27 protein-coding genes are annotated in these 26,741 nt (G+C 59.9%); 20 read left to right on the top strand and 7 right to left on the bottom strand.

The features are described from left to right. Positions 1 to 159: 159 nt before the first annotated feature. The gene (fabG, locus tag ACQZ6F_RS14900; RefSeq protein ID WP_068385664.1) at positions 160 to 897 is read right to left on the bottom strand and encodes a 3-oxoacyl-[acyl-carrier-protein] reductase; all 738 of its coding nucleotides are present in this window, start codon (positions 895 to 897) and stop codon (positions 160 to 162) included. A gap of 26 nt (positions 898 to 923) precedes the next feature. Beyond that, positions 924 to 1,868, bottom strand: coding sequence for an ACP S-malonyltransferase (gene fabD / locus ACQZ6F_RS14895; RefSeq protein WP_449093511.1), 945 nt, complete (start codon positions 1,866 to 1,868; stop codon positions 924 to 926). 194 nt (positions 1,869 to 2,062) lie between these two features. Between fabD and ACQZ6F_RS14890 the strand changes: the two genes are divergently transcribed. Further along, positions 2,063 to 3,106 carry an aldo/keto reductase gene (locus ACQZ6F_RS14890; protein WP_077470012.1) on the top strand — a complete coding sequence of 348 codons (1,044 nt, stop codon included), beginning with the start codon at positions 2,063 to 2,065 and terminating at the stop codon, positions 3,104 to 3,106. 81 nt (positions 3,107 to 3,187) lie between these two features. On the opposite strand, the gene ACQZ6F_RS14885 is transcribed toward ACQZ6F_RS14890, so the two are convergent. Then, positions 3,188 to 3,934 (bottom strand): histidine phosphatase family protein, encoded by a 747-nt coding sequence (locus tag ACQZ6F_RS14885; RefSeq protein ID WP_449093512.1) that lies wholly within the window; start codon positions 3,932 to 3,934, stop codon positions 3,188 to 3,190. A 364-nt stretch (positions 3,935 to 4,298) separates the two neighbouring features. Here ACQZ6F_RS14885 and ACQZ6F_RS14880 point away from each other — a divergent pair, with 364 nt between their 5' ends. The 5 genes from ACQZ6F_RS14880 (at position 4,299) to rplI (ending at position 8,194) form a co-directional block, all read left to right on the top strand. Next, the gene (locus tag ACQZ6F_RS14880) at positions 4,299 to 5,429 is read left to right on the top strand and encodes an SH3 domain-containing protein (RefSeq protein ID WP_449093513.1); all 1,131 of its coding nucleotides are present in this window, start codon (positions 4,299 to 4,301) and stop codon (positions 5,427 to 5,429) included. A 304-nt stretch (positions 5,430 to 5,733) separates the two neighbouring features. After that, on the top strand, positions 5,734 to 6,186 hold the full coding sequence (gene rpsF / locus ACQZ6F_RS14875; RefSeq protein ID WP_077470009.1) for a 30S ribosomal protein S6: 453 nt from the start codon (positions 5,734 to 5,736) through the stop codon (positions 6,184 to 6,186). Positions 6,187 to 6,200: 14 nt separating this feature from the next. After that, on the top strand, positions 6,201 to 6,449 hold the full coding sequence (gene rpsR / locus ACQZ6F_RS14870; RefSeq protein WP_004122103.1) for a 30S ribosomal protein S18: 249 nt from the start codon (positions 6,201 to 6,203) through the stop codon (positions 6,447 to 6,449). Positions 6,450 to 6,612: 163 nt separating this feature from the next. Continuing rightward, the gene (locus ACQZ6F_RS14865) at positions 6,613 to 7,593 is read left to right on the top strand and encodes a DUF2232 domain-containing protein (RefSeq protein WP_077470142.1); all 981 of its coding nucleotides are present in this window, start codon (positions 6,613 to 6,615) and stop codon (positions 7,591 to 7,593) included. A 19-nt stretch (positions 7,594 to 7,612) separates the two neighbouring features. Further along, on the top strand, positions 7,613 to 8,194 hold the full coding sequence (gene rplI, locus ACQZ6F_RS14860) for a 50S ribosomal protein L9 (protein WP_068385655.1): 582 nt from the start codon (positions 7,613 to 7,615) through the stop codon (positions 8,192 to 8,194). A gap of 85 nt (positions 8,195 to 8,279) precedes the next feature. Here rplI and ACQZ6F_RS14855 read toward each other — a convergent pair whose 3' ends face one another. From ACQZ6F_RS14855 to ACQZ6F_RS14845, 3 genes are read right to left on the bottom strand one after another with little or no spacing between them, the layout of a single operon-like run. After that, positions 8,280 to 9,347 carry an HlyD family secretion protein gene (locus ACQZ6F_RS14855; RefSeq protein ID WP_077470008.1) on the bottom strand — a complete coding sequence of 356 codons (1,068 nt, stop codon included), beginning with the start codon at positions 9,345 to 9,347 and terminating at the stop codon, positions 8,280 to 8,282. A gap of 17 nt (positions 9,348 to 9,364) precedes the next feature. Continuing rightward, positions 9,365 to 11,011, bottom strand: coding sequence for an MFS transporter (locus ACQZ6F_RS14850; RefSeq protein WP_449093514.1), 1,647 nt, complete (start codon positions 11,009 to 11,011; stop codon positions 9,365 to 9,367). Positions 11,012 to 11,019: 8 nt separating this feature from the next. Then, positions 11,020 to 11,463 (bottom strand): MarR family winged helix-turn-helix transcriptional regulator, encoded by a 444-nt coding sequence (locus ACQZ6F_RS14845; RefSeq protein WP_077470006.1) that lies wholly within the window; start codon positions 11,461 to 11,463, stop codon positions 11,020 to 11,022. 346 nt (positions 11,464 to 11,809) lie between these two features. On the opposite strand from ACQZ6F_RS14845, the gene ACQZ6F_RS14840 reads away from it, so the two are divergent. Next, on the top strand, positions 11,810 to 13,306 hold the full coding sequence (locus ACQZ6F_RS14840; protein WP_068385650.1) for a replicative DNA helicase: 1,497 nt from the start codon (positions 11,810 to 11,812) through the stop codon (positions 13,304 to 13,306). 113 nt (positions 13,307 to 13,419) lie between these two features. Then, positions 13,420 to 14,583 (top strand): alanine racemase, encoded by a 1,164-nt coding sequence (gene alr / locus ACQZ6F_RS14835; RefSeq protein WP_449093515.1) that lies wholly within the window; start codon positions 13,420 to 13,422, stop codon positions 14,581 to 14,583. A gap of 54 nt (positions 14,584 to 14,637) precedes the next feature. Here the strand turns inward: alr and ACQZ6F_RS14830 are convergent, their stop codons facing one another. Further along, positions 14,638 to 15,273, bottom strand: a complete 636-nt coding sequence (locus ACQZ6F_RS14830) for a LysE family translocator (RefSeq protein ID WP_449093516.1) — start codon at positions 15,271 to 15,273, stop codon at positions 14,638 to 14,640. A gap of 155 nt (positions 15,274 to 15,428) precedes the next feature. Between ACQZ6F_RS14830 and radA the strand changes: the two genes are divergently transcribed. The 12 genes from radA (at position 15,429) to cimA (ending at position 26,734) form a co-directional block, all read left to right on the top strand. Then, positions 15,429 to 16,832, top strand: coding sequence for a DNA repair protein RadA (gene radA, locus ACQZ6F_RS14825; RefSeq protein WP_068385642.1), 1,404 nt, complete (start codon positions 15,429 to 15,431; stop codon positions 16,830 to 16,832). A 91-nt stretch (positions 16,833 to 16,923) separates the two neighbouring features. Further along, entirely contained in the window at positions 16,924 to 17,547 is a 624-nt protein-coding gene (locus tag ACQZ6F_RS14820; protein WP_068385638.1) for a CvpA family protein, read from the top strand. 162 nt (positions 17,548 to 17,709) lie between these two features. After that, entirely contained in the window at positions 17,710 to 19,194 is a 1,485-nt protein-coding gene (gene purF / locus ACQZ6F_RS14815; protein WP_449093517.1) for an amidophosphoribosyltransferase, read from the top strand. Positions 19,195 to 19,263: 69 nt separating this feature from the next. Beyond that, positions 19,264 to 20,004: an SDR family NAD(P)-dependent oxidoreductase gene (locus ACQZ6F_RS14810; RefSeq protein ID WP_077470002.1), complete on the top strand. Its 741-nt coding sequence runs from the start codon at positions 19,264 to 19,266 to the stop codon at positions 20,002 to 20,004. A gap of 6 nt (positions 20,005 to 20,010) precedes the next feature. Continuing rightward, positions 20,011 to 20,430 carry a hypothetical protein gene (locus ACQZ6F_RS14805; protein WP_449093518.1) on the top strand — a complete coding sequence of 140 codons (420 nt, stop codon included), beginning with the start codon at positions 20,011 to 20,013 and terminating at the stop codon, positions 20,428 to 20,430. A gap of 243 nt (positions 20,431 to 20,673) precedes the next feature. Further along, a complete protein-coding gene (cysS, locus tag ACQZ6F_RS14800) occupies positions 20,674 to 22,065 on the top strand; it encodes a cysteine--tRNA ligase (protein WP_449093519.1) in 1,392 nt (463 codons plus the stop codon). Positions 22,066 to 22,313: 248 nt separating this feature from the next. After that, positions 22,314 to 22,634 (top strand): endonuclease domain-containing protein, encoded by a 321-nt coding sequence (locus tag ACQZ6F_RS14795; RefSeq protein ID WP_449093704.1) that lies wholly within the window; start codon positions 22,314 to 22,316, stop codon positions 22,632 to 22,634. Then, positions 22,631 to 23,113 (top strand): GFA family protein, encoded by a 483-nt coding sequence (locus tag ACQZ6F_RS14790; protein WP_449093520.1) that lies wholly within the window; start codon positions 22,631 to 22,633, stop codon positions 23,111 to 23,113. The genes ACQZ6F_RS14795 and ACQZ6F_RS14790 overlap by 4 nt, the downstream gene beginning before the upstream one ends. Then, entirely contained in the window at positions 23,110 to 23,601 is a 492-nt protein-coding gene (locus ACQZ6F_RS14785) for a GFA family protein (protein ID WP_449093521.1), read from the top strand. Before ACQZ6F_RS14790 ends, ACQZ6F_RS14785 begins: the two co-directional genes overlap by 4 nt. Next, positions 23,594 to 24,070: a GFA family protein gene (locus ACQZ6F_RS14780; RefSeq protein WP_077469997.1), complete on the top strand. Its 477-nt coding sequence runs from the start codon at positions 23,594 to 23,596 to the stop codon at positions 24,068 to 24,070. The genes ACQZ6F_RS14785 and ACQZ6F_RS14780 overlap by 8 nt, the downstream gene beginning before the upstream one ends. Next, positions 24,067 to 25,026, top strand: coding sequence for a prolyl aminopeptidase (pip, locus tag ACQZ6F_RS14775; RefSeq protein WP_449093522.1), 960 nt, complete (start codon positions 24,067 to 24,069; stop codon positions 25,024 to 25,026). The genes ACQZ6F_RS14780 and pip overlap by 4 nt, the downstream gene beginning before the upstream one ends. Before the next feature lie 91 nt (positions 25,027 to 25,117). Continuing rightward, positions 25,118 to 26,734, top strand: coding sequence for a citramalate synthase (gene cimA / locus ACQZ6F_RS14770; RefSeq protein ID WP_449093523.1), 1,617 nt, complete (start codon positions 25,118 to 25,120; stop codon positions 26,732 to 26,734). Positions 26,735 to 26,741 lie beyond the last annotated feature (7 nt).

Raw genomic sequence — 26,741 nt, 5'->3', positions numbered from 1 at the left:
GCCTTGAGCGCGGCGCCGTCCGTCTGCATTTTCGGGACGACTGTTCACAGTCATGGCCCGCTTAACACGGTTTAAGTCCGTCGCAAAGCCAGAAAATAGCCGGCTCCGGGTTGCTCAACATGCTATTGGAGGGAAAGTTCCCTCCAATAGCAATTCCCTTTAGATCATTGCCATGCCGCCGTTGACATGGATCGTCTGGCCCGTGACGTAGCTTGCTTCCGAGGAAGCAAGATAGGCGACCGCCGAAGCGACCTCCGCACCGGTGCCCATGCGCTTCATGGGAATGGCGCCCATGATGGCTTCCTTCTGCTTATCGTTCAGCTTGCCGGTCATGGCGCTCTCGATGAAGCCGGGAGCAACGCAGTTTACCGTGACGTTGCGGGTGGCAATTTCCTGCGCCAGAGACTTGGTGAAGCCGATCATGCCGGCCTTGGAGGCGCAGTAGTTCGCCTGACCCGGATTGCCGGTGACGCCGACGACCGACGTGATGTTGATGATGCGGCCATAGCGGCGACGCATCATCGGATGGGTCAGCTCGCGCGTGAGGCGGAAGACAGCCGTGAGGTTGACTTCCAACACGGCATCCCAATCGTCGTCGCTCATACGCACGAACAGGCCGTCCTTGGTGATGCCGGCATTGTTGACGAGAATATCGACGCCGCCGAGCTCCTCTTCAGCCTTGGCGCCGAGCGCCTTGACTTCGTCGCGATCCGACAGGTTGGCCGGGAAGATCTTGACGCGATCGCCGAGTTCGGACGCCAGTGCCTCCAGCTTTTCGACGCGTGTGCCGTGCAGGCCGACAATGGCGCCCTGCTTGTGCAGGAGCCGGGCGATCTCTTCGCCGATGCCGCCGGATGAACCGGTTACCAGGGCCTTGCGGCCGGTCAAATCAAGCATGTTTGTCCCTCGTTCCTTGAATTCTGTCAGCCGAGCAATGCGCCAAGCACGGTGTCGATATCCGCAGCATTGTTGACGGCGATGCCATTGACCGATTTGTCGATACGGCGAGCCAGGCCAGTCAGCACCTTGCCGGCGCCGATTTCATACAATGTTGTCACATTGTTAGCAGCAAACCACTCAACAGTCTCGCGCCAGCGCACCTGGCCGGTGACCTGCTCGACGAGCAGCCTGGCGATCTCATCCGCATCCGTCACCGGAGCAGCCCTGACATTGGCAATCACGGGCACGACCGGATTGGCCTTGGCGACGCCGGCGAGCGCTTCGCGCATCGCTTCGGCAGCCGGCGCCATCAGCACGGAATGGAAGGGCGCAGAGACCGGTAGCAGGATGGCGCGCTTGGCACCCTTCGCGGTCGCAAGCTCGGCCGCCTTCTCGACGGGAGCCTTCTCGCCGGAAATGACGATCTGGCCGCCGCCATTGTCATTGGCGATCTGACAGGCGCCGAGGCCGGATGCTTCCTCGCAGACGGCGACGACATCGGCATGTTCGAGCCCGATGATCGCGGCCATGGCGCCAACGCCGACGGGAACCGCCGCCTGCATGGCATTGCCGCGAATGCGCAGCAGCCGCGCGGTGTCGGCAAGCGAGAAAGTACCGGCAGCACAGAGCGCCGAATATTCGCCGAGCGAATGGCCGGCGACATAGGCGACCTTGCTCTTCAGATCGAGGCCGCGGGCCTGCAGAACACGAATGACGGCAAGCGACACAGCCATCAGCGCCGGCTGCGCATTGGCCGTCAGCGTCAACTTGTCTTCCGGACCATTGAAGATGACGTCGGAGAGCTTTTCACCGAGCGCTTCATCGACTTCCTCGAAGACGGCGCGCGCCTCGGCGAAATTGTCGGCAAGATCCTTGCCCATGCCGACGGCCTGGCTGCCCTGGCCGGGAAATGTGAAAGCAACTGTCATTATAAAGCGTCCTTTTAGGGGTCGTTTCGCTTCCCAATGACATTGTTTGCAGCGGAGTCAATAGCGCAAGCCCCGCAGCCACAGGCTTTTGCGCCTGCGAAAGGCAATGATTTTTTTCTTGCGCTCGCTCAGTTCGCGCCTAAATTCGCGCGACCCTCTTCATTTTCAGCTTCTCCTACCCCCAAGGTTTTCCCATGAAATATAAGAATTTAGGCCGCACCGATATTTCAGTTTCCCAGATTTGCCTGGGCACGATGACCTGGGGCACGCAGAACAGCGAAGCAGAAGCCCACGAGCAGATGGATTATGCGCTCCATAAGGGCATCAATTTCTTCGACACCGCCGAAATGTACCCAACGACGCCCGTCGGCCCGGAGACGCAAGGCCGCACCGAGGAATATATCGGCTCATGGTTCGAAAAGACCGGCAAGCGCCGGGATGTCGTGCTTGCCACCAAGGTCGCGGGGCCTGGCCGCGATTATCTGCGCAACGGCCAGGGCGCCGATGCCGCCAATATCCGCGCTGCGATCGACAGCAGCCTGAAGCGGCTGAAGACCGATTACATCGACCTCTATCAGGTTCACTGGCCCAACCGCGGCCATTTCCATTTCCGCCAGAACTGGCGCTACAACCCCTTCAACCAGGATCGCGAGAAGGTCGTCGCCAATATCACCGATATTCTTGAGACGATGGGCGAACTGGTGAAGGCCGGCAAGATCCGCGCTATCGGCCTGTCGAACGAAACGACCTGGGGCATCCAGAAATATCTGACGATCTCCGAGCAGAAGGGCCTGCCGCGCGTCGCCACCACGCAGAACGAGTACAATCTGCTCTACCGGCATTTCGATCTCGACCTGGCCGAGCTTTCGCATCACGAGGATGTCGGGCTACTGGCCTATTCGCCGCTCGCCGGCGGTATCCTCAGCGGCAAATATGTCGGCGGCGCCCGGCCGGCCGGCTCGCGCGGCTCGATCAACCTTGATATCGGCGGGCGCCTGCAGCCTCTGCAGGAACCGCCGGTCAAGGCTTATCTGGAAATCGCAGCCAAATACGGTATCGATCCTTCCAAGCTGGCGCTTGCCTACTGCCTCACCAAGCCCTTCATGGCCTCGGTCATCATCGGCGCCACCACCATGGCGCAGCTCGAAACCGATATCGCCGCCGCGTACGTGACGCTGCCGGAAGAGGTGTTGACCGAGATCGAGCAGGTGCACCGGAAATATCCGATGCCGATGTAATGTGTTGAAGCGCTCCGTCGCAGGGCGGAGCGCTTGGCAAATGAAAGTTGGGTAGAGGCGGAATGTGTCGAGGCGGGCGATCTATTTCCCGGCCTTTGGTGCTATGGTCAGTTCGGAACCATAGGCCTCGCGCAACTCCTCCTGCCCTTTCACACGATCCACAGACTTGTGCAGCAAGATGGACCGATAATCCTCCGAACGCCTTCCCTCGATCAATGTAACGTCAGCATTGCCCGGATTGTCCGAGCGCTCGAACCAGTCAACCGGATGATGCAGGAAGTTCATTTCGAAGGCGCGGTTGGTCACCCCATGACCGACGATGATGACGTTGTTCTTTCCGTTTTCGGCGTCGTGCATGATGGTTTGCAGAAACAGACGAACACGCTGGGCGACATCCGCCCGGCTCTCCCCATCCGGCGGCCGCGCGTAGAACTTGCCGTTGTTGTTGCGCAGCCGCGCCCACTTCTCGAATTCGTCGGGAAATTTTCGCCTTTGTTCCGCGTGGTCGTAGATTTCGGTGAAGAGCCCGAAATCCTGCTCGCGCAGCAGGTAGTCTTGCCTGATGTCTCCGATTAGTTCGGCCGGCAAAACCTCCAGCAAGGCATCCTTGCTCTGCCGCGTTCTCAAGAAGGGCGAATACCAGACGCTCAGCTTGCGCAATTCGGCAGCCGGCAGTCCCTTTAGATAGGCAGCAATCGCCTGCGCTGCCCCCAGCACCTGGCGATAGCCCCATTCGGTCAGCGGAACATTGTGATCGCCGAACTGTTGGTAGGCGCGGTCATCGATGTTGCCGAGGGATTCGCCGTGGCGGACGAGAAAGATGCGCATGAATGGTCGTGTCACCTCTATTGATACGGCATCATGACGGGAGAGCGGGCGGCACGCAATGCGATAGCGAATACAGACGCGAGTAGCACTTCTACTCGGTTATGAATTGGCAGAGCATATTCATGCCAAAGGCCCTCAATTCAGAACCTAAATTAATGAGAACCGGGTGTTGCTTTTGCCCTGTTCTCAAAAGTCCTCTTCTGCACCGCTACACGCAGCTACCCGGCCAGCACGGCGGGGTAAACTCATAGGCGCGCCCAATCTCTGCAATCTAAACATTAGTGACACTCAAAGATGAACGCAGACCTTGTGGAAACTCGGAACCTATGAAATTCATAGTTTCCCTTAGGCAGGAGTGAGTGTCGTGAGAGCATTTCAAATCGGCTGTGCTTCATGGCTATTTGTTTTGGGCATGACCTATTTCGCAGCCGATGCGAATGCTCGTCTCAGTTACACCCACTTCACGACGGATGACGGGAGGCGTTATATCCTCGTAAAGGGCTCGTTCGATTCAGGCGATGATTTAAGCAAATTTGGTAAGGCAGTGAAATCGTACCGCGCGAACTCCGTCACCTTCGACAGCCCCGGCGGAAATGTCTCAAAGGCACTCGAACTAGGAAGAATGATCCGGTCACTAGGTTTGACCACGGTTGCCGTACGTGTACAAGAATGCTCGTCAGCCTGCTCCTTGGCGTTCCTTGGTGGCGTCGTTCGTTTTGCTGACGCCGGATCGATCGGTGTCCATAAGACCTCATTTGCCGATACGAAGGGTATGCGCGTTGAAGACGCCGTCGCCGCGGTCCAAGCGATAACAGCCGACGTCATATCCTACATGACGGATATGGGTGCCGACCCCGGACTGTTAAAGCTTTCCCTGAAATATGATTCCGATGACATGCGCTACCTGTCGGCAAGCGAGATGAAACAGTATAGCGTGACGACACCAGATGAGGATGAGCCAAAAGCGGAACCAGAAACCGTCGAAGAGGCCTCCACCACTCTTCAAATTCCCTTGGCACAAAACGGAATTGTTCAACACCCGAAAGGCACTGCGCCACTCAAGGCCGACACCAGCGCGAGTTCAAAGACAATTGCCAGTTTTGCAAACGGAAGCGCACTCGAAATCAAAGCGAGTGACGGTGACTGGTATCAGGTATCGATCGCCGGGCAGCGCGGGTATATGCACCATGCTTGGGTATGGGTTCGCGAGTTCGAAGAGAAAGAGTTCGGGAAGACCTATATTCAAATTAGGAGCGTCGATGATTTGGCGACTGCACGATCGCTCGTTTTGGGTTCGAAAGTTCCTTTGGCAGTACATCTGACGACGAATGGTGGGTTTGCGATTACGGTCAAGGCGACGGGAGACAATGGCATTGAAAGCTCTTTGCTCCAGATATTGAGAGCAAAGAATGAAGTCGCGAAAGACGCCTTTTTAACGTTCGGCAATACCTATGTCCGAGAGGTCTGTTGCGGTGACTTGTTGTCAAATAAGTAGGTGAAATTGATAATGAGACCTCAATGCGGGTTTTCATTGAATTTCGCCAGTCCCCTTGCCTTTCGCGCAAAAATCCGTATAAGCCGCCCTGTTCGCAACCCGGTCTTCTGGCTGGTGGCTGAACGGAGGGCCGGTTTTTCGCAAGGAAAATCGTCGGAACGGAAGCGTTCCAGCCTCCCGTGTCTCCGCTCTCGACCGTCTCGGAAACGCTTTTCTTGCTTGGGGTTATCCCTCTCAGGAGCAGTCGTTGAGGCTTAGCCGCTAGAGCCCGGGTCAGATCAACGCAAGAAAGGCAAAGCTATCCATGGCTCTTTATGAACATGTATTCCTTGCTCGACAGGATATTTCCGCTCAGCAGGTCGACGCCCTCGTAGAACAGTACAAGGGTGTTATCGAAGCTAACGGCGGTAAAGTCGGGCGTATCGAAAACTGGGGCCTCAAGTCCCTTACCTACCGCATCAAGAAGAACCGCAAGGCTCATTATGCCCTGCTGGACATTGATGCTCCGGCCGCTGCGATCCAGGAAATGGAACGTCAGATGCGCATCAGCGAAGACGTCCTGCGTTACATGACGATCGCTGTTGAAAAGCACGAAGACGGCCCGTCTGCCATGATGCAGAAGCGCGACCGTGACGACCGTCCGCGCCGCGATGGCGACCGCCCGGAGCGCAGCTTCGGCGATCGTGACCGTGGTCCTCGCCCGGATCGTGGTGACCGCGAAGACCGTCCGCGCCGTCCGCGCGAAGACCGCGTATAAGGAGATTTTGAACAATGTCTGAAGTTTCCTCCGCACCGGTCCGCCGTCCGTTCCATCGCCGCCGCAAGACCTGCCCGTTCTCGGGCGCCAATGCGCCGCGCATCGACTACAAGGACGTTCGTCTCCTGCAGCGCTACATTTCCGAGCGCGGCAAGATCGTTCCTTCCCGCATCACGGCCGTTTCCCAGAAGAAGCAGCGCGAACTCGCCCAGGCGATCAAGCGCGCCCGTTTCCTCGGCCTGCTGCCTTACGTCGTCGCTTAATTCAAGCCGACGCTGCATGAAATCGAGGGAAGGCAGTCATGCCTTCCCTTCTCCCTTTCGCGATGGGCGCGGATCGGAACATTGAAACCCCATGTTGGGGACGGCTTCCAGAACAGAATTTCGGAAGCATCCTCTAACTGCTCATACGAAGCAGGACAGCGACGTGAAAAAGTTGAACGCAAAAGAGCTTGGCATCGGCGTGCTCGCCGGTCTGACCGTCGCCTTACTCGTGTATGGCGCGACCACTCAGCCTTTGCTTTTTATCCTTTTCGGCGCGCTTTCCGCTCTTCCCATCCTGATCGTCGGTCTTGGCTGGGGTAACGCTGCGGTCATTGTCGCCGTCGTGGTGGCGGGTCTCGTCGGCGCCGTCTGGCAGTCTCTGTATTTCGGGCTCTTTACGGTTCTGTTGACACTGATCCCGGCATGGCTCAGCCATCTCGCCAATCTGGCGCGCCCGGCTTCCGAACTCGGCGGCCCTGACCATCTGATGGCCTGGTATCCGCTCTCCGACATCATGCTGCATCTGTGTGGCCTTGCCGCGGCCATGATCATCATCGTTGGCGCGATCATGGGCTACAATGCCGATCTCGTCGGCCAGGTGATCGACCTTTATGTCAAGGCCGTAAACCAACAGCAGCCGGCACTGCAGCTCGATGCGGCGGCGATCGACAAGACCAAGTTCCTGATGCTTTACGCCATTCCCATGGTCTGGGGCATGATCTGGGTCATGATGCTGCTGGCTGCCTATTATGTGGCGATCCGCATCGTCACGGCCTCGAAGCACAATCTGCGCCCGCGCGAGGATATTCCCTCGTCGCTGCGCATGAATCGCAATGCGATCTTCGTCTTTCTCGTGGCGATCGTCGCCATGTTCTTCGGCGGCGTGATCGGCCTGATCGCAGCCGCCGTCCTCGGCGCCTTCGGCGCGGGTTTCATCGTTTCCGGCTTTGCGTCGCTGCACTACCGGACGCGCGGCAAGGACTGGCGCATACCCGTGCTTGTCCTCTTCTATCTGGTCTCGTTCTTCCTGACGCTACCGCTCTTCATCATCCTTGTTCTCGGCCTCTACGATACCCGCAAGGCGATATCGCTGACCCCGAACAAGGATGCAGACACACCCAAACCAACAGACACGAAAATCTGACATAGAAAGGAACAAGAAAATGGAAGTCATTCTTCTCGAACGCATCTCCAAGCTCGGCCAGATGGGCGAAACCGTAAAGGTTCGCGACGGCTTTGCTCGCAACTACCTGCTGCCGCTCGGCAAGGCGCTGCGCGCCAACGCTGCCAACAAGGCTCGTTTCGAATCTGAACGCGCAACGCTCGAAGCCCGTAACCTGGAGCGCAAGAGCGAAGCCCAGAAGGTCGCCGACGTTCTCGCCGGCAAGTCCTTCATCGTCGTTCGCTCGGCTGGCGAAACCGGCCAGCTCTACGGCTCGGTCGCTGCCCGTGACGTCGTTGAAATCCTCGCTGCTGAAGGCTTCAGCATCGGCCGTAGCCAGGTTCACCTGAACACGCCGATCAAGGCCATTGGCCTGCACGATGTTACGATCGGCCTTCACGCCGAAGTCGAAATCACGATCGAACTCAACATTGCCCGTTCCGCCGAAGAAGCCGAGCGTCAGTCCAAGGGTGAGACCCTCACCTCCGCCGACGCCATCTACGGCATCGACGAAGACGCCCTGCGTCCGGAAGACTTCTTCGATCCGGAAGCCGACGGCAACGCTGAAGACGACGACGCATAATTTCCAGCCCATTGCTGGATATGCAAAAGCCCGGATCAACGATCCGGGCTTTTTGTTTGTCATCCGACACGCGATTCCCGCCCTATCAATCGTTGGCGGAAGGCTCCGGCAACGGCGTGGAATCCTTGTCGACCGAAACGACCACGGACATGCCTGGAGCCAATTCGTCGGTCAGGGGTTGGCCATCCTCGATCTTCACGCGGACGCCGATGCGCTGGGCGACCTTGGTGAAATTGCCGGTGGCGTTGTCCGGCTTGATGACGGCGAACTCGGAGCCTGCCGCCGGCGAGAAACGCTGGATACGGCCCTTGATCTGCCGGTGCCCGAGCGCATCGACGGAGATGGTGACCGGCTGGTCGAGTTTCATGCCGTCAAGCTGGGTTTCCTTGAAATTGGCGATTACCCAGATGTCCTTCGGCACAAGCCCCATCAGCTGCGTTCCGGCCGTCACATATTGGCCGAGGCGCACACCGACCTCCCCGACGCGGCCGTCCTGAGGCGCGACGATCGTTGCGTTCTGAAGATCGATGTTGGCAAGCTGCACGGCTGCCTCCGCGCCGCTGACGCCTGCCTCGAGCGAGGCGCGATTGACGATGATCGTCGTCAGGTTCTGCTGCGATACGTCGAGGGCGGCCTTGGCCTGATTGACCGATGCTTGTGCCTGCTGCAGCGTCGCCTGCGCCTGTTCGGAATCGCTTGTCGTCGATACGCCCCTGGCGACCAGCGTCGTCACGCGATCAGCAGCCAGTTGGGCGCGCTTCAGCGCGGCGTTGGCGCTATCGATCTGCGCCTGGCTGGAGACGATGCCGGCCTTGGCCGCCTGTTCCTGCTGCTGGGAATTGGCAAGAGCGGCCTTCTGACCAGCCAATGTCGCGTTCGCCTGCGCCACCTTCTGCCGATAGATGCGATCGTCGATCTGGGCGAGCACATCGCCCTGCTTGACGAGCTTGTAGTCCTTGATCGGCACAGCGGTAATGTAGCCGCTGACCTGCGGGCTGATGGTCGTGACGTAGCCTTTGACATAGGCATCGTCAGTGGTCTCGACGGAACTCTTGAACGGCGGCAGATGCCAGGCATAAAGCACAAGCATGACGCCGCCGATGCCGGCGAGAACGGCGATGACTTCGATTGGGGAGCGAACGAGCCTCGACATGGAGCTATTTCATATCCTCATGGGTTGGGGGCTACGGCTTGAGGCTGATCTTCAGCAAGCCGAGCTCTGACGAAGCGAAACAATACGTGCAGCGAAAGACCGGCAAGCGACAGGAAGGCGATGACGGCGGCGACGAAGAATGCGTCGCCATAGGCGAGCATGTTCGCCTCGCGGCTCACCTGCGCGCCAAGCAGTGCCAACCCCTCTCCCTTCAGAAGAGCGCTATCGCCGATGACCTTGCCATAGGACGATGAAAGCTGGCTGACGCGCTCGGCCACATGCGGATCGGTCAAAAGCACCCGCTCGGTCAAGACGGCGGAATGGAATTTCTCGCGAATGATGATCAGCGTGCCATAGAAGGCCGAGCCGATGAGACCGCCGATACTCTGCGTGAAGGTGAAGACGACGAAGAAGGTCACGAGATAGGGCGGTCCCTTGCTCAGCGCCGCCTTGAAACCTTGCGACATGGATGGCGGCAGGAAGAGTGCCGCGCCGGCCGCCATCATCGCCTGGCTGAGATACATCTGCTCCGGTCGGGTGAGGTTCGTCACCTGTGAGTCCATGAGGGCCCCTACTCCCATCAGGATGAGCGCGGCGAACTGGATCTGCCAGCTGAACCCATACACCATGAAGACCGTACAGATGAGCCCACCGATCACCGAGAAGGCCAGAATGATCCAATACAGCATGGAAAGCTGATCATAGAGAAGGCCGACGGCGTTCTGATAGAAGGTCATGATGACCGAGGTCTGCTCGGCCGCGATCAGGCGGAAGATCAGCAGGATTGCGGTCAGGTGCAGGATTTCGGGACGCAGCAGCCAGCGAACGTCGATGAGCGGCGTCGAGCGGCGCAGGTCAACGACGATGGCAAGCGTCAGGGATGCTATGCCGATCGCCAGCACAACGCCGAGCCAGGGCACTTCCAGCCACCAATAGAGGCGCCCCACCGACAGAATAACCGCCAGACAGCCGAATCCTATGGCGACAAGCGAATAGCTGAAGATATCGCCGAGAACGATGACCTTAACGCGCGGTGGCGGCGTCAGAGGCAGGAGATAGATGATCGGCATGACCAGCAGCGCCAGTGCCATTTCCAGCGTATAGAGGCCGCGCCACTCGCCATAATCGAGCAGCGAAGGCGATACGAGGCGGGTGATGGGGGCAGCTAGCAGCGTGTTCGTCATCGCCAGGCTGACGCCGACGGTCATCTTCTTGGCCGGCTCGAAGGCTTCCAGCATGTAGAGGAAACCAAGCGTCGAAAGCGGCGCACCGGCGATACCGCTCAAAAAGCGGACGACGATTGCCGAATGCAGGTCGGAAACGAAGAGGTTGAGCAGCGAGGCGACGACAAAACCGAGGATGCTGACCTCGGCGAAATTGCGGACGCCATACTGCAGCCGGATCTTGACCAGCGCGATGGCAAGACTGACGTTCGGGGCCATGTAGGCGGCCGAAAGCCATGCCGATTCCGTCGTCGTTGCGGCAATGGTGCCCTGGATCTGGGTGAGATTGGCAAAGGCGAGGTTGAGCCCCAGGCCCTGCGTCAGGAAGAACATCACGGACGCCGCGATGTAGAGCGGCACCTTCCACCCCGGCATGGGCGGCGGAGCAGGAGGAACGGTGGTGCTTTCCGCTTCGGAAACGAGGCTCGGCTCACCGCTCATGCACTACCTCATGACTTGCCCACATTCTGAAGATTGGCAGTCATGGCGCGGATAACCTTGAGCGCCATGCCGATATCCTCGTCCGAAATCCCCTCCAAGATATCCGCACGCACACCGGTGGCAAGTGCCTCGACCTCGGCAGCAACGACTTTTCCGGATTCCGTCATGAATATCTGCTTGGCGCGGCGATCTGAGGGCACGGCTCGGCGCTCGATGAAGCTCTGCGCCTCCATGGCATCCAGGATGCGCACGAGCGTCGGCGTCTCAAGCTCCAGCTCGTCGGCAAGCTCGCGCTGATTTATCCCGTCGCGACGCGAGAGCTTGTGAAAAACCCGTGCCCGCGCGAGGGTCATCCCATGTTCGCGAACAAGCGCATCGAATGCAGCTCTCAACTTACGGTTGAAAGAGGAAAGATCGTCGAACAGCTCTCGTCTTGATGGCGCACCAGACATTTATTGCAACTTTATACTATTAGCAGCCTACCCTATTTACAGGCAATAACCGGATTTTCTTATCTTTTCAAGCATCATAGCCGCGAAAGCTGATGCAAATAGCGAAATACCCGGCTAAAATGCCCCCGAATGGCTTGCATATGTGATTCGTGTGTCGGTCCTATCGTTGCAAAGTGGCGACAAGGGATTTTTTAAGTGGCGGAAACTTGTCCTGTGGACGAGTGGAACAATGTTGATAGCGCCGCCGAATTTGCTCTCATTCACCAATGCGACCCACTTGCGCAGTTGACCATGACAGCGGTTCATCGCAAACCATTCGATACTCCAAAGTACGAAGAGATGGAAAATGAACGAAGCGCCGCGCAAGCTCGCCGCCATTGCTCCCGCCGATCAGCACTATCGCGAGGCGCCTAACAATATCGAGGCGGAACAGGCTCTGCTCGGCGCCATCCTCGTCAACAACGATGCCTATTATCGTGTCTCCGACTTCCTGAAGCCCGTCCACCTGTACGAGCCGCTGCACCGGAAGATCTTCGAGGTCGCCGGCGACATCATTCGCATGGGCAAGACCGCCAATCCGGTCACCATCAAGAGCTTCGTGCCGGCCGACGAGAAGGTCGGCGACATGACGGTGGCGCAGTATCTGGCGCGCCTCGCGGTCGAGGCCGTATCGATCATCAATGCCGAGGACTATGGCCGCGCCATCTACGATCTGGCGCTGCGCCGCGCGCTGATCACCATCGGCGAAGACATGGTCAACATCGCCTATGACGCACCGCTCGACATGCCGCCGCAGACGCAGATCGAGGATACCGAGCGGCGCCTGTTCGAACTCGCCGAGAACGGCCGTTACGATGGCGGCTTCCAGGCCTTCAACGACGCCGTGGCGCTGGCGATCGACATGGCCGCCGTCGCCAAGGAGCGCGATGGCGGCCTCTCGGGCATATCCACAGGTATTCACTCGCTCGACAGCAAGATGGGCGGCCTGCAGCGCTCCGACTTGATCATCCTTGCCGGCCGTCCAGGCATGGGCAAGACCTCACTTGCCACCAATATCGCCTACAACATCGCCGCCTCCTTCGAAGGCGAAGTGCAGGCCGACGGCTCGACCAAGGCGAAGAATGGCGGTGTCGTCGGCTTCTACTCGCTGGAAATGTCGTCGGAACAGCTCGCCACCCGTATCATTTCCGAGCAGACGGAAGTCTCCTCCTCGAAGATCCGCCGCGGCGATATCAACGACGCGGATTTCGAGAAGCTGGTGGCATGCTCGATGATGATGCAGAAGGTGCCGCTCTATATCGACCAGACCGGTGGTATCTCCATCGCCCAGCTGTCGGCGCGTGCACGGCGCCTGAAGCGACAGCGCGGCCTTGATGTGCTCGTGGTCGACTACGTTCAGCTGATGACCGGCTCGGGAAAATCAAACGAGAACCGCGTCCAGGAAATCACCCAGATCACCACCGGCCTGAAGGCGCTCGGCAAGGAACTCAACGTTCCGATCGTCGCGCTCTCCCAGCTCTCGCGTGCCGTCGAAAGCCGTGAAGACAAGCGGCCGCAGCTTTCCGACCTTCGCGAATCCGGCTCGATCGAGCAGGACGCCGACGTGGTGCTCTTCGTGTTCCGCGAGGAATATTACGTCAAAAATGCCGAGCCGCGCGATATCAACGATCCGAAATATGCGGAATGGGAAGCCCAGTTCGAGCGGGTTAAGGGAACCGCCGACGTGATCATCGCCAAGCAGCGCCACGGACCCACCGGCACTGTGAGGCTCGCGTTCCAGTCGGAATTCACCCGTTTTGCCGACCTCGCCGATTCCTCATTCATTCAGTATGAAGAGCATTGATAAAGCTGTTTGGCGGCGCATATGTGCGTCGCAGCACTTTTTCTTTTCATCGATGATCACTATCCTGGCCGGAGCCAAATCATCTCCGGCCATTTCCTTGTTCAGGCGGTCCCATGACAGATAGTTTCGACGACAATGACGCTTTCGCTGCCGCCGGCCTGCGGCTGACGGTGGATCTCGGTGCACTCGTTGAAAACTGGCGTGACCTGGCTCACCGTTCAGGCAGAGCCCGCACCGCCGCCGTCGTCAAGGCGGATGCCTATGGGCTCGGCATCGAGGATGTCGGCGAAACCCTTTATGCGGCCGGTGCCCGCGATTTCTTCGTCGCCACCGCCGACGAAGGCGCGTCGTTGCGGCTCTATGCGCCGGAGGCACGTATCTTCGTGCTTTGCGGCATCTGGCCGGGCATGGAGCGGACATTCTTCGAAAACGACCTCGTTCCCGTCATCGCCTCCGAGGAACAACTGACCTTCTGGATGTCGGTCCTGTCGGAATATGGCGACTATCCTTGCGCGCTGCAGGTCGACACCGGCTTCAATCGGTTGGGCCTGCCGATGGAGGATGCGCTGGCGCTTGCCGATGACGTGTCCCGTCCCGCGAGCTTTTCGCCGGTGCTGGTCATGAGCCACCTTGCCTGCGGCGACGATCCTTCGAATGCGATGAACCGGCAACAGCTGGAGGCCTTCCGCAAGGTCAGCGCGGCTTTCGAGGGGATTGAGGCAAGCCTTGCCAATTCGGCGGGCATCTTCCTCGGGCCAGAGTACCATTTCGATCTCACTCGCCCCGGCATCGCCACCTATGGCGGCGAGGCTGTACCCGGCATAGCCAATCCGATGCGCCCGGTGGCGACGGCCGAAGCCCGGATCATCCAGACCCGCTCCGTGAAAGCGGGAGAAACGGTGGGCTACGGCCGCGCGCTGCAGCTGACGCGCGACAGCCGGCTGGCGATCGTCTCGGCCGGCTACGCCGATGGCTATATGCGCAGCCAGTCGAGCGCCGGCGTACCATTGCGCCAGACGGGCATAGCCGGTGGTCACGGCTATATCGCCGGGCACAAGGTCCCGGTTGCCGGCCGCATCACCATGGATCTCACCATCTTCGACGTGACCGACCTTCCGGAAAACCTGGTCCGCGCCGGCGACTATATCGAGCTTTTCGGTAACAACGTTCTGCTGGACGATGCGGCCAGAGCTGCCGGCACCATCGGCTATGAGATGCTGACCAGCATGGGGTTGCGGCACGAGCGGCGGTATATCTCGGAAGAGACGGAGGAATAGCCCGTTTTCCGCATTCCGGACGGAAACCGCTCCGCACTTTTCCCGGAGATGCCTTCAGCGCGCGCTGATCGCCAGGCGCACGCCGAGAGCGACAAACAGCGTTCCCAACCCACGATCGAGCCACAGCCCGAGACTGCGATTGCGCCGCAGTACCTCGCTCAGACGACCGCCGAGAAGGATAAGTGGCGGCTCAATGAAGGCGGCCACGACGATGATCAGGCTGCCATGCAGCAGGAGTTGCGCCCAGACCGGGCCCGCGCCTTCGACGACGAACTGCGGCAGGAAGGCGAGAAAGAAGATCGCAACCTTCGGATTGAGCAGCGAGACCAGAATGCCCTGCCGGTAGATGCGGCTTGAGGACAAGGTCTTGCCGGCTTCCTTGATCCAGGCACCCTCACCTTTCGAACGCAACGCCTGGATGCCGAGCCAGATCAGATAGGCGGCACCGATCCATTTGACTGCCGAGAAGGCAATCGCGGAAGCCGCCAGGATCGCCGATAGCCCGGCAGCGGCCATCAACACGTGCAGGCAGGCACCGCTCCATATGCCAAACAGCGCCGCGAAACCCGAACGCATGCCGCTTCGGATCGTGTGACCGAGAATGAAGGCGATATCCGGCCCCGGCGACAGATTGAGCAGCGTTGCGGCGGTCAGAAAGGCGATCCAGTGGGCAAGCGAATAGTCGAACATCGGTCATCATCCATAAAAAGGCTGGCATAAAAGCTGCCACGATCACCGTTGATACGGAAATCATTAGTTTTGATAGGCCGCGAAAGACATTATCTGACAGCCGATCGCGATTCGCTTCGAAGAGCGGAGCAATAGAATTTTGAGAACAGCATCCGATGGCCAAGGCCCGTACACAATTCATCTGCCAGAACTGCGGCACGATCCATAATCGCTGGGCCGGCAAGTGCGATAGCTGCGGCGCATGGAACACCATCGTCGAGGAAGATCCCATGGGCGGGATCGGCGGCGGTCCGGCAAAGACGCCGCGCAAGGGCCGGCCCGTGACGCTGACCTCGCTTTCGGGCGAGATCGAGGAAGCGCCTCGTATCTACACCGGCATCTCCGAACTCGACCGCGCCACGGGCGGCGGTTTCGTCCGCGGCTCAGCTGTTCTCGTCGGTGGCGATCCCGGTATCGGCAAATCGACCTTGCTGATGCAGGCAGCGGCGGCGCTTGCCCGCAAGGGCCACAAGGTCGTCTACGTCTCGGGCGAAGAAGCTGTGGCACAGGTTCGCCTGCGCGCGCAGCGACTGCAGGCGGCCGATACCGACGTCATGCTGGCGGCGGAAACCAATGTCGAGGACATCCTGGCGACGCTGGCCGAGGGCAAGAGGCCCGATCTCGTCATTATCGATTCCATTCAGACGCTGTGGAGCGAACTTGCCGAGTCCGCTCCCGGCACCGTCACGCAGGTGCGAACCGGCGTTCAGGCGATGATCCGCTTTGCCAAGCAGACCGGCGCCGCGATGGTGCTGGTGGGCCACGTCACCAAGGATGGCCAGATCGCCGGCCCGCGCGTGGTCGAGCACATGGTCGATGCCGTCCTCTATTTCGAAGGTGATCGCGGCCATCACTACCGCATCCTGCGTACCGTCAAGAATCGTTTCGGCCCGACCGATGAGATCGGCGTCTTCGAAATGTCCGACAAAGGGCTACGCGACGTTGCCAATCCGTCAGAACTTTTCCTCGGCGAGCGCAATTCCAAATCACCGGGTGCGGCCGTTTTCGCCGGCATGGAAGGTACCAGACCGCTGCTGGTCGAAGTGCAGGCATTGGTCGCGGCAACCTCACTCGGTACGCCCCGGCGAGCCGTGATCGGCTGGGATTCGGCGCGGCTATCGATGATTCTCGCAGTGCTCGAGGCACATTGCGGCGTTCGCCTCGGCCAGCACGATGTCTACCTCAATGTCGCCGGCGGCTACCGCATTTCTGAGCCGGCTGCCGACCTTGCCGTCGCCTCTGCACTGGTTTCCTCTCTGGCCGGTCTTGCCCTTCCCTCCGATTGCGTCTATTTCGGCGAAGTCAGCCTGTCGGGCGCCGTCCGGCCGGTTGCGCACACTGGCCAGCGTCTCAAGGAAGCCGAGAAGCTGGGATTTTCCGCGGCCGTTCTGCCTGCCGCTTCCGCCGACCTTCCGAAGGTCAACGGCGGACGCTGGAGCGAGGTTGAAAGCCTACCGGATCTGGTGGCGCGCATAGCCGGATCGAAGGGCGCGCTCAAGCGTGCGGAAGATGAAGACTGAGCCTTACTTCAGCCGTCCTTGACGTAGAAGAGGCTCTTGACTGAGGCCGATGCCCGCCACACGGCGTGGCAAGTCTTGAAGTGGATTATACATGCCCATTACGATTTTCGACGGTATTGTTATCGGCGTTCTTCTATTCTCCGCCGTTCTGGCCATGGTCCGCGGGTTTTCCCGCGAAATTCTTTCGATTGTCAGCTGGGGCGGCTCGGCCGTCGCCGCTTACTATCTCTATCCCCTGCTTCTTCCCTATGCGCTGCAATACAAGGCCGACACCAAGATCGCCACGATCGCCTCGGCCGGTGTCATCTTCCTGCTGGCGCTGATCATCATCTCCTTCATCACCATCCGGATCGCGGACTTTATTATCGACAGCCGCATCGGCGCGCTCGACCGGACGCTGGGCTTCCTGTTCGGCGCAGCTCGCGGTCTGCTGCTGATGGTCGTCGTGGTGGCCTTCTGGAACTGGCTCGTCGCACCTGCCGCCCGTCCGGACTGGGTCAACAATGCCAAGTCGAAGCCATTCCTCGATTCGATGGTCGAAAAGCTGAAATCGGCGCTTCCTGACAACGTTCAGGCGATGCTGCCGCCCGAGATCATCAACAAGATCGCGCCCAATCAGCAACAGCAGACGCAGCCTCAGCAAGGTGGAGACAACGGTACGACGAACGATACCGCGCCCCCCGACGATGCGCCCGCACCGCAGACAAACAATTGACAATACGTTTACAGGCTTGACCCGCAGCGCGATAATCGCCATGTGAGCGGCAAGAAATCAGAAAATCCGGCCCGATATGTTTTCCGGCCGGATTTTCAGCTATTGTAGTATCAGTCGTGACGCCGCCCGATCCGCCCACGTTGAGAGCAAAGGCCAGCAGCCATGAACCATTCCCTTTCCATCGAGAATGATATCGACGGCGACACGCTGCACGAGGAATGCGGTGTATTCGGCATTCTCGGGCACCCCGATGCGGCGACGCTGACGGCGCTCGGCCTGCACGCCCTGCAACACCGCGGTCAGGAAGCGGCCGGCATCGTCTCCTTCGACGGCCAGCGCTTTCATTCGGAGCGGCGCATGGGTCTCGTCGGCGATCACTATACCGATCCTGCCACGCTTGCCCGCCTGCCCGGCGACCGCTCGATGGGCCATGTGCGTTACTCGACGACGGGCGAAACCATCCTTCGCAACGTGCAGCCGCTGTTCGCTGAGCTGGAAGTCGGCGGCATCGCCATCGCTCACAACGGCAATTTCACCAACGGCCTAACGATGCGCCGGCAGTTGATCGCTGACGGCGCCATCTGTCAGTCGACATCCGACACCGAAGTCGTTCTCCATCTCATTGCCCGCTCCAAGCAGGCCTCTTCTTCCGACCGCTTCATCGATGCCATCCGCCAGATGGAAGGCGGCTACTCGATGCTGGCCATGACGCGCACCAAGCTGATTGCCGCCCGCGACCCGATCGGCATCCGGCCGCTTGTTATGGGCGAGCTCGACGGCAAGCCGATCTTCTGCTCGGAAACCTGCGCTCTCGATATCATCGGCGCAAAATATGTCCGCGACGTTGAAAATGGCGAAGTCATCATCTGCGAGATCCAGCCCGACGGTTCGATCACCATCGATGCCCGCAAGCCTGAGGTGACCAAGCCCGAGCGGCTCTGCCTGTTCGAATATGTCTATTTCGCCCGTCCCGATTCCGTCGTCGGTGGCCGCAACGTCTATGTCGCTCGCCGCAACATGGGCATCAATCTTGCCAAGGAATCTCCTGTCGAGGCCGATGTCGTCGTGCCGGTGCCGGATGGCGGCACGCCGGCTGCCATTGGCTATGCGCAGGAAAGCGGCATTCCCTTCGAGCTCGGCATCATCCGCAACCACTATGTCGGCCGTACCTTCATCGAGCCGACGCAGCAGATCCGCGCTTTCGGCGTCAAGCTGAAGCATTCCGCCAATCGCGCCATCATCGAAGGCAAGCGCGTCATCCTCGTGGATGACTCCATCGTGCGCGGCACGACCTCGGTGAAAATCGTGCAGATGATCCGCGAAGCCGGCGCCCGCGAAGTGCATATCCGCGTCGCCAGCCCGATGATCTTCTATCCGGACTTCTACGGCATCGACACGCCGGACGCCGAAAAGCTGCTTGCCAACCAGTATGGCAGCCTGAAGGCCATGTGCGATTTCATCGGCGCTGATTCCCTCCAGTTCCTGTCGATCGACGGGCTCTACAGGGCTGTCGGTGGCGAACCGCGTGACAACGCACAGCCGCAGTTCACCGATCACTATTTCACCGGTGACTATCCGACTCGCCTGCTCGACCGGGAAAGCACCAGCAATGTGCGCAAGCTCTCCATGCTTGCCAGCAACGGCTGACCTTCGGTAACGGCTGACAAGGGGCGCTTCTCGCCCCTTTCCTTCCCATAGCATTCGGATCAAGACAGCATGAGCGTCAACCTCAAGGACAAGATCGCCCTCGTTACCGGCGCGTCGCGCGGTATCGGCTATTTCACGGCTCTGGAACTCGCCAAGGCCGGCGCGCATGTGATCGCCTGCGCCCGCACGGTCGGGGGACTTGAAGAGCTGGACGATGCCATCAAGGCGGCCGGCGGTTCGGCGACGCTCGTACCTTTCGACCTCGCCGACATGAACGCCATCGACGCGCTCGGCGGCTCGATCTTCGAGCGCTGGGGCAAGCTCGATATCCTCGTCGCCAATGCCGGCGTGCTCGGCGTCATCTCGCCGATCGGCCATATCGAGGCGAAAGTGTTCGAGAAGGTAATGACCGTCAACGTCACCGCCACTTGGCGGCTGATCCGCTCCGTCGAGCCGCTGCTGATGCGCTCCGATGCCGGACGCGCCGTGATCCTGTCATCGGCCGCAGCCCACCGCTGCCGGCCCTTCTGGGGCGCCTATTCCGCCTCCAAGGCCGCCGTCGAGGCACTGGCGCGCACCTGGGCCGGAGAAACACAGAGCACGCCGCTGCGCATTACCAGCGTCGATCCGGGCGCAACCCGCACCGCCATGCGCGCCCAGGCCATGCCCGGCGAAGATCCCGATACGCTGCCGCATCCCCGCGAGGTCGCCAAGGCGATCCTGCCGCTCGCGGGCGCCGATGTCACCGAAACCGGCAAGCTCTTCGTCGTGCGCGAGAACAAGCTCGTCGACTACCGGATGCCGGAATAGGCTCTCATGCTTGAGAAGGAAGTCTGGACAGAGGAAGACTTCGACATCATGGGCTGGCACGACAACCGGCTCTATTCCTTTTCGATGCCAAACGAGAAATTCGAGTTTGCGCTCGATATCGATTATATTTTCAAATGGGAAAAGTCAGGCGACCAGTATTTGGGCTTTTGGGTTTCGGCCTCTGACATTGCCTTCCACAATGTCAGCGATTTTAAAATTCAAATCGAGCAAGGGCAGGCTCTTTTGTGCTTCATTATGGGCCTGACACGAAAGAATTCCCACTTATCGCCCAATGGAAAATGCCTGCTTTGGGACTACGAGATTGAACTTGATACGGGGGTGATCTCGTTCACTTCCACTGGCTTTACTCAAAAATTGCGGCACCAGCCTATCTTTTCGAAATCTCAGGATTTGAATAATCGGTAGTCTTTGGATAGGCGAATGCATTAAGCCATTGTCCGCCGACATGTCGCTTGTATCCCTCTTGACCAATCATCGTTGTCGCGCGATAAAGCCTGCCATGAAAACGGTTATCTGCATTATCTGCCGGAAAATTATTCGCTAGCGCTTTGCTGGTCTGGCCGTTTTCGTCTCCCAAAATCCAAGATGACAAACGTTCCGGCCGGCCGGTGACGATTTTTTTCGGATCTATGCCTTTGGGAGAGTGAAATGGGCGCCGAGCCGCAACTGAGATTCTACAACACGCTGACGCGCGAAAAGGTCGATTTCCAGCCGATCGATCGCAACAATGTCCGCATGTATGTCTGCGGCCCGACGGTCTATGACTTCGCCCATATCGGCAATGCCCGTCCGGCCATCGTCTTCGATGTGCTGTTCCGGCTGCTGCGGCAGGTCTATGGCGAGAGCCACGTCACCTATGTCCGCAACATCACCGATCTCGACGACAAGATCAACGCGCGTGCGCTGCGCGACCAACCTGGCCTGCCGCTAAACGAGGCGATCCGGCTGGTAACGGAAAAGACTGAACGGCAGTACCGCGAGGATACCGCGGCGCTCGGTTGCCTTGAGCCGACGGTGCAGCCGCGGGCGACCGACAGTATCGCTGAGATGATTGTGATCATCGAGAAGCTGATCGCCAAGGGTCATGCCTATCGGGCTGGTGGCGAAGTGCTGTTCGATACGAAGTCGATGGCCGATTACGGCCAGCTTTCGAAGCGCAATCTCGATGAGCAGCAGGCGGGCGCGCGCATCGCCGTCGATGAGCACAAGAAGAGCCCCGGCGACTTTGTGCTGTGGAAGCTCTCCGATGCGAACGAACCCGGCTGGGAAAGCCCCTGGGGTCGTGGCCGTCCGGGCTGGCATATTGAGTGCTCGGCCATGAGCGGGCGCTATCTCGGCGATGTCTTCGATATTCATGGCGGCGGGCTGGACCTGATCTTCCCGCATCATGAAAACGAAATCGCTCAGTCGCGTTGCGCGCACGGCACGCACACGATGGCGAACGTCTGGATGCATAACGGCTTCGTGCAGCTCGAAGGCCGCAAGATGTCGAAATCGGAAGGCAACTTCGTCACCATCCATGAGCTGCTGCAGACGGAAAAGCTCGGCGGCCGGACGTGGCCCGGCGCAGTGCTGAGGCTCGCCATGCTGATGACGCACTACCGCGAGCCGATCGACTTCTCCGTCAAGCGTCTGGAGGAGGCCGAACGGCTGCTCGCCAAATGGCCGGCAGCGGATGCCAGCAGTGCCGCGCCGGATGCAACTGTTGTCGCCGCACTCGCCGACGACCTCAACACCGTCACCGCGGTGCAGGCGCTGCATGCGCTGGCACAGGCCGCCAATGCCGACGCCAGCCTCCTGCCCGTCTTCGCGGCAAGCGCCAGCCTGCTCGGCCTCTTGCCGAAGAAGGCGGAAGTCGATGAAGCGGTTGCTTCCGATATCGATGCCAAGGTGCGCCAGCGCCTTGAGCTGCTGAAGGCGAAGAACTTTGCCGAAGCCGACAAGCTCCGCGATGCGCTTTTGGCTGAAGGCATCCAGCTGAAGGACGGCAAGGATCCCGTGACGGGCGAGCGCATCACGACTTGGGAGGTCAAGCGGTGAGTGCATATACCCCCCTCTGTCACTTTCGTGACATCTCCCCCACAAGGGGGGAGATTGGGGGGAGCTTGCCGTATGTCCTCATACAATCATTAGGCTTGGCCTCCGCAGATTCTATCTCCACTTGGGCCGAGCGAGTGCCAGGGGTTAACAATCTCCCCCCTTGTGGGGGAGATGTCACGAAAGTGACAGAGGGGGGTACCTTGCCGCATACTCCAGTCCCGCCCAAAATCCGCAGCAATGCCCGCCACATGCGCAGGGTCATGACTGACGCGGAACTGCGTCTCTGGAACGAATTGCGCGCCCATCGCCTCATGGGTCTCAGCTTCCGCCGGCAATTGCCGATTGCTGGCTATATCGTCGATTTTGCCTGCCCGACCGAGAAGCTGATTGTCGAAGTCGACGGCTCCCAGCACGCCAACGATCGCGATCAGACGTATGACCGGGTCCGCACCCTTCGCCTTCAAGCAGACGGCTGGACTGTTCTGCGCTTCTGGAACGACGATGTCCTGAAGGATATCGACAATGTCTGCATGCATATCCTCATCGTCCTCGGAAAGGATAGGCAATGACTGCTTCAACCTACACCGGCGGCTGTCAATGCGGTGCGGTTCGCTTTCGGGTGCGGGGCACGCTGAAAGATGCGTCCATCTGTCATTGTCGCATGTGCCAGAAGGCCTTCGGCGCCTATTACGCACCGCTGGTCTCGACGCGCGGCGCCGAGCTTGTCTGGACACGCGGGGAGCGCAAGACATTCCAGTCTTCCAACCACGTCAAGCGCGGCTTCTGCGGGGATTGCGGCACGCCGCTGACCTATGAGGCGCCGGATGGTGTGGCCGTGGCGGCGGGCGCCTTCGACGATCCTTCGCAGCTGCCGCCTGTCGTGCAATATGGCACGGAAGCCAAGATCGATTTTGTCGACCGGCTACATTTGCTGCCCGGCTACCGGACAGAAGACGATGCCGAGCAGGCGCCTTTCGTGCTCGAGCTTGTCTCGTATCAGCATCCGGATCACGATACGGCAGAGTGGCCTGCGGAGACCGGAAAATGACGATGGCGGAAGGATATAGCGGGGGATGCCAATGCGGTGCGGTCCGATATCGTGCTGCGGGCGCGCTCGCCTATCCGCATCTCTGCCATTGTCGCATGTGCCAGAAAGCATCGGGCAATTATGCCCTGCCGCTGGGGAGCGCCAAGCGCGCCGGCTTTGAGATGACGCGCGGCGAGCCCTCGTGGTTTCATTCGTCGGATCTCGTGCGCCGCGGTTTTTGCGGCACCTGCGGCACGCCGCTGTTCTACGATATTCCCGGCACGGATTTCATCAATGTGACGCTTGGGTCGCTCGATGAGCCGATGGCTGTCCAGCCCGTCGCGCAGTCGAACTGCGGGACAAAGATGCCTTGGTTCCATGCGCTGGATGAGCTGCCAATGGAACCGGATGAAGATGGAACCGATCGCGCCGTGTCGATCCGCCTGTCCAACCATCAACATCCCGATCACGATACCTCAACCTGGCCACAGGAGAAGCGCCATGACTGAAGTCACCAGAAGCGGAGGATGCCAATGCGGCGCGGTGCGGTTTCGCATTCGCGGCGAGCTCGGCCGCCCGTCGATCTGCCATTGCCGCATGTGCCAGAAGCAGTTCGGCAGCTTCTTCTCCGCCCTGGTCACGGCACCGGGCGACAGTCTGGAATGGACGCGTGGCGAACCGACCTATTTTCAGTCCTCCATCAATATCGAGCGCGGCTTCTGCAAGGATTGCGGCACGCCGATGACCTATCGCCATCCCGGTGGCCTGGAAATCGCCATCGGCGCTTTCGACGAGCGTGACGATCTGGCCCCGCAGATCCAGGTGAACCACGCCTCGCGCCTCCCCTGGGTCGAGACCATCTTCGAAAAGCCGGTGCATCAGGATCCCGATTTTTATGCTCAGCAGGAGCGGATCATCTCCTTCCAGCATCCCGATCACGATACCGACGTCTGGCCTGCCCAGGGACTGAAAATATGACGGAAACGCTGCGGACGCTCTATCCGGAAATCGAACCCTATGCGTCCGGTCATCTCGATGTCGGCGACGGGCATGTGATCTATTGGGAACGCGTGGGAACGCCTGGCGCCAAGCCTGCCGTGTTCCTGCATGGCGGTCCGGGCGGCGGCAGCTCGGCGAACCATCGCCGCCAGTTCGATCCGGCGCTTTACGATGTGACCCTGTTCGATCAGCGCGGCTGCGGGCGCTCGACGCCGCATGCCGGGCTGAACGCCAACACGACCTGGCATCTGGTCGCCGATATCGAACGGCTGCGAGAGATGGCCGGTGTGGAAAAATGGCTCGTCTTCGGCGGCTCCTGGGGCTCGACGCTGGCGCTCGCCTATTCCGAAACGCATCCGGAGCGGGTTTCAGAGCTTGTCGTACGCGGCATCTACACGCTGACGCGGGCTGAGCTCGACTGGTATTATCAGTTTGGCGTTTCCGAGATGTTTCCTGACAAATGGGAGCGTTTCGTCGCACCGATCCCGGCTGACGAGCGCCATGAGATGATGGCAGCCTACCATCGCCTGCTGACGCATCCGGACAAGGCCGCTCGCCTGGAGGCCGCCAAGGCATGGTCGATCTGGGAAGGCGAGACAATCACCCTGCTGCCCGAACCATCCGTCAGCAGCCAGTTCGAGGATGCGGAATACGCGCATGCCTTCGCCCGCATCGAGAACCATTTCTTCGTCAATGCCGGCTGGCTCGAAGAAGGCCAGCTTCTGCGCGATGCGCATAAGCTCAAGGACATTCCCGGCGTCATCGTCCATGGCCGTTACGACATGCCCTGCCCGGCAAAATATGCCTGGGCGCTGCACAAGGCTTGGCCGAGGGCGGAATTTCATCTGATCGAGGGTGCGGGCCATGCCGCTTCGGAGCCGGGCATTCTCGATCAACTGATCCGGGCGACAGATAGGTTTGCCGGGAAGGCCTGACCTCGCAAGGCCTCTCACCCCAGCCCTCTCCCCGCCAGCAGGGAGAGGGAGCGACTGAGCAAGAACAAACCGGTTCGCCGGAGGAAACAGTATGACACGCGAAAAAATCTATCTCTTCGACACGACGCTCCGCGATGGCCAGCAGACGCCCGGCATCGATTTTTCCGTCGAGGACAAGATTGCCATTGCGACCATGCTGGACGAGTTCGGTCTGGATTATGTCGAGGGCGGCTATCCCGGCGCCAATCCCACCGATACGGCCTTTTTCGAGGAGAAGCGGACGAAATCGGCTGCCTTCGTCGCCTTCGGCATGACCAAACGCGCCGGCATTTCCGCCTCTAACGATCCTGGCCTTGCGAGCCTCTTGCAGGCGAAAGCCGATGCGATCTGTTTCGTGGCGAAGAGCTGGGACTATCATGTCAAGGTCGCGCTCGGCTGTACCAACGAGGAAAACCTCGAAAGCATCGCTGAGAGCGTCAAGGCCGCCATCGGCGCCGGCAAGGAAGCCCTTGTCGATTGCGAGCATTTCTTCGACGGCTACAAGGCCAATCCGACCTATGCGCTTGCCTGCGCCAAGACGGCCTATGATGCCGGCGCGCGTTGGGTGGTGCTCTGTGACACCAATGGCGGAACGCAGCCGCCTGAGGTCCGCGCCATCGTCGAGGCCGTCATTGCCTGCGGCGTTCCCGGGCACTGTCTTGGCATCCATGCGCACAACGACACAGGGCAAGCGGTAGCCAATTCGCTGGCCGCCGTCGAAGCCGGCGTGCGGCAGATCCAGGGCACGCTGAACGGCATCGGCGAGCGTTGCGGCAATGCCAATCTGGTAACGTTGATCCCGACACTGGCGCTGAAACGCGCCTATAGCGAACGCTTCGAAACGACGATCGATGGCGAGCGGCTGCTGGGCTTGACCGGCCTTTCGCATGCCTTCGACGAACTGCTGAACCGTTCGCCAGACCATCAGGCTCCCTATGTCGGCGCCTCCGCCTTTGCGACCAAAGCCGGCATCCATGCCTCCGCCTTGCTCAAGGACCCGCGCACCTACGAGCACATTCCGCCTGAGACCGTCGGTAACTTCCGCAAGGTCATGGTGTCCGATCAGGGCGGTAAGTCGAACTTCATCAATGCGTTGAAGCGCCGTGGCATCGAAGTGGGCAAGGACGACCCCAAACTCGACCAGCTGATCCAGATCGTCAAGGAACGCGAAGCCACCGGCTATGCCTATGAAGGCGCGGATGCCAGCTTCGAGCTTTTGGCGCGTCGCACGCTCGGCACCATCCCGGAATTCTTCGCGATCGACGGCTTCCGTGTTATGGTCGAGCGCCGTTTCGATTCCCACGGCCGGGTGAAGATCGTCTCCGAAGCGGTGGTCAAGATCATCATCGACGGCGAGACCATCATGTCGGTCGCCGAAGGCGATGGCCCGGTCAACGCGCTCGACCTGGCGCTGCGCAAGAATTTCGGCAAATACCAGCACGAAATCGACGATCTGGAACTGGCCGACTTCAAGGTGCGTATCCTCAATGGCGGCACCGAAGCCATAACCCGCGTGCTCATCGAATCCACCGACAGCGACGGCGTGCGCTGGTGGACGGTCGGCGTTTCGGAAAACATCATCGACGCCTCGTTCCAGGCGCTGGTGGATTCCGTCATCTACAAGCTGATGAAGAACCGCCATATGGCGGGCAAGATTGCGGCGGAGTGATCCGCCG

Source organism: Rhizobium sp. A22-96 (assembly GCF_053521805.1).
This window is presented reverse-complemented; position numbering and strand designations above follow the sequence as displayed.

Coding starts and splice junctions, on each gene's coding strand:
- ACQZ6F_RS14820 (WP_068385638.1), top strand. CDS start 16,924: ATGCCCATTACGATTTTCGACGGTATTGTTATCGGCGTTCTTCTATTC.
- ACQZ6F_RS14850 (WP_449093514.1), bottom strand. CDS start 11,011: ATGAGCGGTGAGCCGAGCCTCGTTTCCGAAGCGGAAAGCACCACCGTT.
- ACQZ6F_RS14780 (WP_077469997.1), top strand. CDS start 23,594: ATGACTGAAGTCACCAGAAGCGGAGGATGCCAATGCGGCGCGGTGCGG.
- ACQZ6F_RS14785 (WP_449093521.1), top strand. CDS start 23,110: ATGACGATGGCGGAAGGATATAGCGGGGGATGCCAATGCGGTGCGGTC.
- ACQZ6F_RS14890 (WP_077470012.1), top strand. CDS start 2,063: ATGAAATATAAGAATTTAGGCCGCACCGATATTTCAGTTTCCCAGATT.
- pip (WP_449093522.1), top strand. CDS start 24,067: ATGACGGAAACGCTGCGGACGCTCTATCCGGAAATCGAACCCTATGCG.
- ACQZ6F_RS14805 (WP_449093518.1), top strand. CDS start 20,011: ATGCTTGAGAAGGAAGTCTGGACAGAGGAAGACTTCGACATCATGGGC.
- fabD (WP_449093511.1), bottom strand. CDS start 1,868: ATGACAGTTGCTTTCACATTTCCCGGCCAGGGCAGCCAGGCCGTCGGC.
- ACQZ6F_RS14845 (WP_077470006.1), bottom strand. CDS start 11,463: ATGTCTGGTGCGCCATCAAGACGAGAGCTGTTCGACGATCTTTCCTCT.
- ACQZ6F_RS14810 (WP_077470002.1), top strand. CDS start 19,264: ATGAGCGTCAACCTCAAGGACAAGATCGCCCTCGTTACCGGCGCGTCG.
- ACQZ6F_RS14795 (WP_449093704.1), top strand. CDS start 22,314: ATGCGCAGGGTCATGACTGACGCGGAACTGCGTCTCTGGAACGAATTG.
- purF (WP_449093517.1), top strand. CDS start 17,710: ATGAACCATTCCCTTTCCATCGAGAATGATATCGACGGCGACACGCTG.
- fabG (WP_068385664.1), bottom strand. CDS start 897: ATGCTTGATTTGACCGGCCGCAAGGCCCTGGTAACCGGTTCATCCGGC.
- ACQZ6F_RS14855 (WP_077470008.1), bottom strand. CDS start 9,347: ATGTCGAGGCTCGTTCGCTCCCCAATCGAAGTCATCGCCGTTCTCGCC.
- ACQZ6F_RS14830 (WP_449093516.1), bottom strand. CDS start 15,273: ATGTTCGACTATTCGCTTGCCCACTGGATCGCCTTTCTGACCGCCGCA.
- radA (WP_068385642.1), top strand. CDS start 15,429: ATGGCCAAGGCCCGTACACAATTCATCTGCCAGAACTGCGGCACGATC.
- rplI (WP_068385655.1), top strand. CDS start 7,613: ATGGAAGTCATTCTTCTCGAACGCATCTCCAAGCTCGGCCAGATGGGC.
- ACQZ6F_RS14885 (WP_449093512.1), bottom strand. CDS start 3,934: ATGCGCATCTTTCTCGTCCGCCACGGCGAATCCCTCGGCAACATCGAT.
- ACQZ6F_RS14840 (WP_068385650.1), top strand. CDS start 11,810: ATGAACGAAGCGCCGCGCAAGCTCGCCGCCATTGCTCCCGCCGATCAG.
- cysS (WP_449093519.1), top strand. CDS start 20,674: ATGGGCGCCGAGCCGCAACTGAGATTCTACAACACGCTGACGCGCGAA.
- rpsR (WP_004122103.1), top strand. CDS start 6,201: ATGTCTGAAGTTTCCTCCGCACCGGTCCGCCGTCCGTTCCATCGCCGC.
- alr (WP_449093515.1), top strand. CDS start 13,420: ATGACAGATAGTTTCGACGACAATGACGCTTTCGCTGCCGCCGGCCTG.
- ACQZ6F_RS14790 (WP_449093520.1), top strand. CDS start 22,631: ATGACTGCTTCAACCTACACCGGCGGCTGTCAATGCGGTGCGGTTCGC.
- rpsF (WP_077470009.1), top strand. CDS start 5,734: ATGGCTCTTTATGAACATGTATTCCTTGCTCGACAGGATATTTCCGCT.
- cimA (WP_449093523.1), top strand. CDS start 25,118: ATGACACGCGAAAAAATCTATCTCTTCGACACGACGCTCCGCGATGGC.